The sequence below is a fragment of the Mesorhizobium robiniae genome, from assembly GCF_040545535.1.
Classification (GTDB): Bacteria; Pseudomonadota; Alphaproteobacteria; order Rhizobiales; family Rhizobiaceae; genus Mesorhizobium; species Mesorhizobium robiniae.
This window is the reverse complement of the sequence record NZ_JBEPMC010000035.1, coordinates 1-2,163: the sequence shown is the minus strand read 5'-3', so window position 1 is coordinate 2,163 and position 2,163 is coordinate 1. Positions and strand designations below refer to the sequence as shown.

At 62.0% G+C, this 2,163-nt stretch carries 1 protein-coding gene and 2 pseudogenes; 1 reads left to right on the top strand and 2 read right to left on the bottom strand.

What is annotated here, in order from left to right; translation table 11 throughout:
- Positions 1 to 62: 62 nt before the first annotated feature.
- Together ABID19_RS34190 and ABID19_RS34185 are read right to left on the bottom strand one after the other, a co-directional pair.
- Complete coding sequence (locus ABID19_RS34190) at positions 63 to 512, bottom strand: ATP-binding protein (protein ID WP_354494853.1); 450 nt, start codon at positions 510 to 512, stop codon at positions 63 to 65.
- A 141-nt stretch (positions 513 to 653) separates the two neighbouring features.
- A pseudogene (locus ABID19_RS34185) lies at positions 654 to 1,631 on the bottom strand (Mu transposase domain-containing protein); the annotation flags it as partial.
- Positions 1,632 to 1,698: 67 nt separating this feature from the next.
- On the opposite strand from ABID19_RS34185, the pseudogene ABID19_RS34180 reads away from it, so the two are divergent.
- Positions 1,699 to 2,076, top strand: a pseudogene (locus ABID19_RS34180) (IS110 family transposase); the annotation flags it as partial.
- Positions 2,077 to 2,163: the final 87 nt, after the last annotated feature.

Below are 2,163 nucleotides of genomic sequence, written 5' to 3'. Positions count from 1 at the left end.
CAAACCGCTGTCCACACAGCGCATGTCCACGGTCAACTACCGTGACATGAGACACCAACCGATCAACAACAGGGGTATCCTGCGTTGCTTGGGTCGCCGAAGACGCTCGGCCATTCCCCGAAGGCGAGATTGGTGTTGATGATGACGCTGGTGCGTTCGTAGAGCTTCGAGACCAGATGGAAGAGCAACTGCCCGCCGGCCTGGGCGAAGGGAAGATAGCCGAGTTCATCGAAGACGACGAAGTCGAGCCGGGTAAGGTGATCGGCAACGCGGCCCTGCCGGCCGGCACGGGTCTCGGTCTTGAGCCTGTTGACAGGTCGACAACGTTGAAGAAGCGCCCGCGTGCGCCGTTGCGGATGGGAGACGGCAATGGCGATCGCCAGATGCGACTTGCCGGTGCCTGTCCCGCCGACCAGGAGGACATTGCGCTGATGGGCGACGAAGGCGCGGGCGGCGAGATCGCGGATCAGGCTCTCGTTGACCGGCGTGCCGGCAAAATCGAAGTCCTCGATATCCTTGGCCAGCGGAAGCTTGGCGACGGTGAGCTGGTCTTGATGGAGCGGGCCTGCTTCTCCGATATCTCGGCCTGCAACAGATCGCCGACGATCTTCGGCGGTTCGTGCTGCCGCTTAATGGCGACGCCCATGATCTCGTCATAGGCCGCGCGCATCCCGAAGAGTTTCAGCGCCCCCATCAGTTCCAGTACTTCGGTGCGTTCCATGGCTGTTCGTCCTCCTGAGACTGTCATAGCGGGCGCAGTCGGCGATCGGCTCGTGAGCCAGCTTCAGCGCCTGGGGAATGGAAAGGATCGTGCCCGGCGCCGGATCGCGGCTGCGGGCCAGGATGTTGAGGATCACCGCCGCCGACGAGACGCCGTGCTCGATGGCTTCCTGGCAGGCGGCCTCGACCGCGCTCAATCCATCGGTCAGCACGCAGGTGAGGATCGACACCATCTGCCGATCGCCGTCATCAACCGCCTTGAGCTTGCGGCGCACCTTCTCCATTGCCGACGGCAGGACCTAGCCAAGGAACGGCGCGCCGTTGCGCAATCCGCCCGGCTTGCGGGCCAGCACCGGCACGTAGTGCCAGGGATCGTAGATGACCTCGTTGCGGCCGAAGCAGCGGGCATGCTCGCCCACGACCACACCGTCCTGGCGGATAATGATCCGGTCGGCATAAGCATGGATCTCGACCGGCCGGCCGACGGCACTCGACAGCACCGAGTATTTGTTGTTGTCGAAGCGCACCGTGCAGGTCTTCGACACCGACGCGGGAATGCAATGGAAGCCGTCGAAGCGACCCGCATAGGGAATGAAGCTGGCGCGCTCTTCTTCGAATACGTCCCAGATCGTGCGCTTGCCCTATTCGGGATGCCGATGCTCCTTGGCATAGGCAACGCATTTGTCGGCCAGCCAGCCGTTGAGATCCTCCAACGTCTTGAAGCGCAGCCTCGGTGTGAAGAAGCGCTTGCGCACCAGCCCGACCTGGTTCTCGACTTGCCCCTTCTCCCAGCCGGCCGCCGGCGTGCAGGCCTCCGGCTCGACAAGGTAATGCCCGCACATCTCCGCAAAGCGGCGGTTGTAGCGGCGATCCCTGCCGATGAAGATCGCGTCCACCGCCGTCTTCATGTTATGGGATGGACGCCTCCCTCTTCTGCGGCACAATTAGGTGGCCAACTTGAAGGAGGAAAGCATGACAATGGATTTGCTCGCTATCGATCTTGGAAAGCAGTCGTTTCACCTGCACGGGATCGATGCCGATCGTGTGCTCGTTTCGCGTAAGGTCAGCCGGGCGAAGCTCCTGGAGACCATGAACGAGATAGCGCCAGAGAAGATCGGGATGGAGGGCTGTGCCAGCGCCCATCATTGGGGTCGCTGGTTCACGCGTGACCGTCGACGGGTTCGACTGATCAACCCGCGCGTTGTGAAGCCGTTCGCGCGCGGCTCGAAGAACGACGCGGTAGACGCGGAAGCAATTTACGAGGCAGCAACACGCCCGACCATGCGCTTCGTGCCTGTGAAGTCGATCGAGCAGCAGGACTTACAGTCGCTGCATCGCATCCGAGAGCGTCTTGTCTTATGACTTTCCAAGCCGTTTGGTTCAGTAAGAGATGCCCGATCCGGGATGGCCATCCCGGATCGGGCGGAAGGGAATGGATCGAAG